This is a genomic window from Pseudochrobactrum kiredjianiae (assembly GCF_030362795.1).
Lineage (GTDB): Bacteria > Pseudomonadota > Alphaproteobacteria > Rhizobiales > Rhizobiaceae > Pseudochrobactrum > Pseudochrobactrum kiredjianiae.
Map to the genome: position 1 here is coordinate 1 of NZ_JAUCBM010000037.1, position 5,597 is coordinate 5,597.

7 protein-coding genes and 1 pseudogene are annotated in these 5,597 nt (G+C 46.2%); 3 read left to right on the plus strand and 5 right to left on the minus strand.

Annotation, left to right across the window (positions count from 1 at the left end):
• Positions 1-54 precede the first annotated feature (54 nt).
• The gene (locus QUF18_RS20210) at positions 55-738 is read right to left on the minus strand and encodes an IS6 family transposase (RefSeq protein ID WP_289389044.1); all 684 of its coding nucleotides are present in this window, start codon (positions 736-738) and stop codon (positions 55-57) included.
• Between the two features lie 76 nt (positions 739-814).
• Here QUF18_RS20210 and QUF18_RS20215 point away from each other — a divergent pair.
• Positions 815-1,172: pseudogene (locus QUF18_RS20215) on the plus strand (transposase); the annotation flags it as partial.
• Between the two features lie 39 nt (positions 1,173-1,211).
• Here QUF18_RS20215 and QUF18_RS20445 read toward each other — a convergent pair.
• Both QUF18_RS20445 and QUF18_RS20220 read right to left on the minus strand, forming a co-directional pair.
• Positions 1,212-1,403 carry a type II toxin-antitoxin system CcdA family antitoxin gene (locus QUF18_RS20445; RefSeq protein WP_353074561.1) on the minus strand — a complete coding sequence of 64 codons (192 nt, stop codon included), beginning with the start codon at positions 1,401-1,403 and terminating at the stop codon, positions 1,212-1,214.
• A 390-nt stretch (positions 1,404-1,793) separates the two neighbouring features.
• Positions 1,794-2,732: a glycosyltransferase family 2 protein gene (locus QUF18_RS20220; protein ID WP_289389036.1), complete on the minus strand. Its 939-nt coding sequence runs from the start codon at positions 2,730-2,732 to the stop codon at positions 1,794-1,796.
• A 177-nt stretch (positions 2,733-2,909) separates the two neighbouring features.
• Between QUF18_RS20220 and QUF18_RS20225 the strand changes: the two genes are divergently transcribed.
• Together QUF18_RS20225 and QUF18_RS20230 are read left to right on the plus strand one after the other, a co-directional pair.
• Positions 2,910-4,034 carry a glycosyltransferase family 4 protein gene (locus QUF18_RS20225; protein WP_289389038.1) on the plus strand — a complete coding sequence of 375 codons (1,125 nt, stop codon included), beginning with the start codon at positions 2,910-2,912 and terminating at the stop codon, positions 4,032-4,034.
• Positions 4,031-4,561 carry an acyltransferase gene (locus tag QUF18_RS20230; RefSeq protein WP_289389039.1) on the plus strand — a complete coding sequence of 177 codons (531 nt, stop codon included), beginning with the start codon at positions 4,031-4,033 and terminating at the stop codon, positions 4,559-4,561. The genes QUF18_RS20225 and QUF18_RS20230 overlap by 4 nt, the downstream gene beginning before the upstream one ends.
• A 183-nt stretch (positions 4,562-4,744) precedes the next feature.
• On the opposite strand, the gene QUF18_RS20235 is transcribed toward QUF18_RS20230, so the two are convergent.
• Both QUF18_RS20235 and QUF18_RS20240 read right to left on the minus strand, forming a co-directional pair.
• Positions 4,745-5,137 carry a VanZ family protein gene (locus QUF18_RS20235; RefSeq protein WP_289389041.1) on the minus strand — a complete coding sequence of 131 codons (393 nt, stop codon included), beginning with the start codon at positions 5,135-5,137 and terminating at the stop codon, positions 4,745-4,747.
• A 222-nt stretch (positions 5,138-5,359) separates the two neighbouring features.
• Positions 5,360-5,597: hypothetical protein (locus QUF18_RS20240; RefSeq protein ID WP_289389042.1), on the minus strand; the 238-nt coding region annotated here is incomplete at its 5' end.

Below are 5,597 nucleotides of genomic sequence, written 5' to 3' on the forward strand. Positions count from 1 at the left end.
GGTTCTGTTGCAAAGTTTTCAATTAGGCGAGACGCGTCTTATCTCCGGACACACTTATCCTGCGAGTGCCGCGAATTGCTCGAATGGTGATTTGCCGCCCATGGCAAACTGCCCTTTGCGGATCATATGGGCGGTCTCAATCCCATCCAGTGTTGCGGAGGCCGATGCGAAGGGTTTAAACCCTCGCATCGGATTGGTAATTCTCTTAATGAAGCGGTGATCCTGCTCAATAATATTATTGAGATATTTGACCTGCAGGATATCGATGAAATAATATATGCCGCAGAGCCAAAACAGCATATTCATATTACGCAATCCGGCGAAATTGGCCCCGCTTTTATCAATCACCACTTTCTCTGGTAGACCGTTGGTTTCAATTGTCCGTTTAAAAAAAGCGGTCGCTGCATCGGCATCACGCTGTTCTGACAACATAAAATCCAACGTATTGCCTTGTTTATCAATGGCTCGGTACTGGTAGACCCAACGTCCTTTGACCTTGATGTAGGTTTCATCCATGCGCCATGAGGAAGTTGTCGCCTGTTTGCGCTTTTGGGCCTGGGCGGCAATAAGCGTTGAGTATTTGACGACCCATCGATTTAAAGTCGTGTGGTCAACATCAACACCGCGTTCTTGCAGAATCTCCTGAAGATCACGATAGGAGACTGAATAGCGCACATAAAAGAATAACGCATAAAGAATAACAGATTTGGGATATTGGCTACCCTTGAAGCTAATCATCATACACCTGAAATCTACGCAGTTTCCAAATAAAATGACTAAACAAAAAAACCGCCAACGTAAAAACAAAAATCTTTGCAACAGAACCGTTGAGGAAGCGCTGATCCGCTATGGAAAGCCAGACATATTCAACACGGATCAAGGATCACAGTTCACTTCCATCGACTTCACCAACGTGCTGAAAAAGGTAGGGATCGCCATCTCAATGGATGGCAAGGGTGCGTGGCGGGACAATGTCTTCGTCGAACGGCTCTGGCGGTCAATCAAATACGAAGAGGTTTATCTTCACGCCTACAAGACCGTGTCCGAGGCCCGCACGGCATCGGCAGATATCTAAAATTCTCAACAGCCGACGGCCACATTCATCGCTTGACCGACAGACGCCGGATCAGGTTTACTTCAACGAGCTGACACCAATGATGGTGGCGGCATAATTGCGGCGGAAATCCACTTAACAAAACGCCCGAAACTGTTCAGACAATCCGAGCCACCTCTATGATCGCTTGGGCAATTCCGATTTCGGCAGCACGGGAAATATTTCTCTTGTAGCTACGCGCTTCCATGTGGAGCGCTCTGTCGATTGTAAGGTTAGGCGCGCGTTTAATCAAATTCTCTGATTGGTTTTCAGGCATGGCGTTCTCAATTTTTACTAAGATTATGCGCATATTAATGCGCACGCAATGCGAATGTTGAAAATTAAACGAGTTTGAGTTCTTTTCTAGGTAGCGTTGTTGAATTGCACCTCAATTTGAGCCAGTTTTCCGGGTCATTCTAACCCACATAATGACGAAAATATACAAGATTTCAAAAGGATACGAGTGGTGGGGCGGATCAGCAGCAAATCAAATCTGGGTCATATTCAGGCAAAATTCAACATCCTGTTATCTAAAAACTTAACAGAAAACCCCTCCATTTTATCCGGGCAAGTCCAGAGCACTTTATTACACATAGGATTTTGATGGGCTGCATGTTGAATATTTGCGCCACAGGTTCCTGTAAGACCTCGACTAATTTTAAAAATCAAAAGAACCAGACTGCCTAGGCTTATGGAGAATTTATGATCGATGCAACTTCTTGATACACCGCGCCTTTTTTGCAACTGTCACTTTAGCTTCCGCGCCAATAATATAACTAACTAAGCGACTTAACGGCGTGCCAATATGGCCAGAAAAGCCAAGGGACCGTGCCGCGAAAAGCAAGTCTCTCCCAATCGTGCGCTCACCTTCTTGGAAACAACTGAGCGCCAAGAGGTAGTATCGCACCCCTATAGCTTTACGCACACTCTTTGGGTCAGAGCAGTCGTTAGCAAACTGCTTAGCCTGGGCTAAGATGGATATTTGGTCGTCGATTACTGTAGAAGAACGAATCCTTGATATTCTATTAGGGTCTACGTGATCGACATACACCAGACATCCTTGATCGCTGCAAGTGAAGCGGGCACCTTTAATGATCGTTCGAATACCGATTTCATAATCTTGTGCCTTTCGGACATTAGCCCATCCGCCAATCGAGCGAAGGAACGCCGTACGCCATCCTACTGATCCAGTGAGACAACCATTCCCTCTCAACCAAGCTATAAGTAACGCGGTTCGGTCGTTAACCACTGGCCGCAATGCGCCCAAAGAGCCGCGCATTTGAAAACTTTGACCCTGTTCAACACCCCATGGTGAAAAGACTGCGTCTGCATATGTCGCTGAAAGAGTTTGAGCCATCCCTCTATGGAGGTCGCCTACAATATAGTCATCGGCGTCTAAAAACGTGACGAACTCTGTCGAGACTTTTTCAAGGCCTATATTGCGCGCATGGGCTGCTCCCACCGACTTGTCGTTCACAATTACGCTTACATTAGAATACGTATTTGCCAACCGCCCGGTGTCATCTGTTGTTCCATCGATAATAACGATCACGCGCACATACCTCGGGATTGAAGAAAGTGCCCTTTCAATTGTTTTTGCAGCATTATGAGCTGGTATAACGACCGTAATATCCTCCAATATTAATCCTCATTTTCAATTAGAGACTATAGAATTAGGTCCTTTCATAGACCACAAATGCTTACTCGGTTTCATATGCCTTTCAAAAAACTTATCTCTTTCACAATAGACTACTGGGTGACTCGATGTTTGATCAATGATAAAGCACCTTTGCATTGTACGTAGCAAGAGGATTCCATGAAAGTTGTAATTTGCATATCGAGCGACAGCGAACGTTCTGGGGGGAGTTTCAGAGTAGCTGAGGTCGCTATTCGCTCACTGTTGCGACTTGGAGTGAATGTTCATGCAGTAATTGGTTACGGGCCAGGGGGTCGCATAAAGCGTCTGTTAGGCGAGAAGTGCCATCTGATAGACTCGTCATCTTGGAAAGATATTGGTGGGTGGTTGCGCTTTCGCCGCCTCTTAAAAACGCTTGCCCCTGATATAATTCACTTTGCGTCGGCTTCTAATTGGATGATTGCCTCTTCCATCGGTCTCAAGTCTGTCCGAATTATGCACCAGCATTTTCGTCCGAACATTGAACCTAACGGTGCAAAACACATTCGCAATATCAAGTTGAAAATGATAGGCGCACATAGAATTGTTGCGATATCCTATGGAGCCGCACGGCAACTCGTTACGTTATGCGGCATATCTGAACTCAAGGTCGCCATAATCCATAATGCCGTTGATAAAGCATACTTGAATCCAAAGCCTTTGCGACTTGACGATACCAAACGACTTGGCATGGCTGTCCGAGTTGTTGAAGATAAGGGGATTGAAGATGCCCTATCTCTCCTTGCTCTTATGCCAGAAAATTTTTTCCTTACTGTGGCCGGTGATGGAGCAGCCCTACCACGGCTTAAAATTTTAGCTGAACAGAAAGGGCTTTCGGGTCGTGTTGAGTGGCTTGGGTCAGTAGAGAACATCGAAGCTTTCTACAGCAAAATAGACTATTATCTTTATCTTTCTTGGTATGAAGGCTTCGGCTTGTCAGTTGCAGAGGCAATGTCTTGCGAAATTCCAATTGTCGGCCTGATTGGAGATGGTGAAATAGCGGAACCAGAATACCCGTTAGTTACAGAAGAGAATTCTCTATTAGTTCCCCGGTCTTCGCGAAGTTTTCGTCGAGAAACCGATGCTGCAACCTTTTTGAATTTGCGTAACGCAATTGTCGATCTTGATGACCAGAAACACGTTCGAGATGCGCTAATTAAAAATGCAAAGGCGTGGGTTGAACAGCGCTTCTCTTCAGACCTGTATGGCAGACGTCTTCACCAGCTCTACACTGAAACACTCAAGTGGCCGGGGGGCTTCGTATGAAAGCCGCCGTATCCTATTTCAATAGTATTTTCTGGCAGTTACTTCCCTCGACCCGCTTCTTTTTCTTAAAGCGAAAACTTTTAACTCTTGCAGGTGCGAGGATAGGAGCAAATGTCCGCTGCGCGTCTAGCGTTCGAACGTTCGTTGGCGGCTCCCTTAGTATTGGGGCAAATACCTGGGTAGGACATGAAGTGCTCTTTGTTGGGGGGGAAGCATCCATAACCATCGGCGCTGATTGTGATATAGCACCCCGCGTATCTTTTATTACCGGAACCCACGAAGTCGAAGCGAGTGGGCCAAAAGCAGCCGGCAGGAGTTATTCGCTACCAATCACCATCGGGAGTGGTTGCTGGATATGTGCGGGAGCGACGTTACTAGGTGGTACCGTAATCGGGGACCACTCAATTATTGCTGCGGGTGCAGTTGTGAGGGGTGAGTTCGCACCGTACAGTATAATCGGCGGCGTTCCTGCGAAGGTTATAAGGAACCTGCTTGGAGCCTCTCCCGCCGAGTTAACTCTCGATTGAGCAGGTGGAATAAACTCTCTGGTTTCACGGGGGTTATGTGGTTGTGTCGCATATGACTGCACCGTCCCATGGGCCATCAATGAAGAAAAACCTTGCTATCAGGGCCGTTCCACATATGCGACACAGCCAATAAAAATCGTTATGCGTAAACTCAAATCGCAAAAGTCGCGCTTCAGCATGAACTCACATGTGTATTTTCAAGATTGATTGTACTTTTAAATTTCGTGCAATCTTCATTCGTCGAATGCCTAAGCACAACACTAGACCTACAATAGAGCCTATCATTATGCCTTTAACATCCGCAATCCAATCAGCAAAGTCGCAGGATCGCCCGAAATAAGGCTGAATGAGTTCAATTGCGCCACCGAATATAGCAAATACAGGAATCATAAATAACAACCACCTCGGTTGCAGAGTGGCGATTGGCAGTGCGAGACCTGCAAAGGCTAACATGTGGTATGTTTTATCAGTTGCGCCATAACCCGTTGGGGGTGAAACAGGCGCAAGAGTCAGAAAAGCAATCAAAAGAAAAAAAAGACTAGTCAGACCGAGAGCTGTCTTTTGTTTTCGTACCATGAGCAGCACTTTCCGATATAGGCATTTCTTAAACGCCCGTAATTAAAAATCATCATGGTATTTGTTCTGGTCGTTGAACCTTTGCTCCCGAGCATTATACAAATGTTCTTCCTTCTTTATCTGCTCACTTGGTTCGTTTGACTTATCAGCCCACTTTTGTTCTGTGTTGTTCATTTTGCCCCACAAATCTTGTTAAGGTGCCTTGTAGCTTTAGTTCAAAGTTTAAACAAGCCCAACCATCTGTTCGAGTTCATACGCCAGACTGAAGTCGGGCGGACTGATTGTGACTATTATGGGCATTACACCAGAACAGCTTGTTGGAGTTTGGATGGCTTGTGTCGCATATGTGGAACGGCCCTGATAGCAAGGTTTTTCTGCATTGATGGCCCATGGGACGGTGCAGTCATATGTTCGGCCTGTTAATGCGGCTTTATTCCCGCTGGCCATGATGATATCCGCG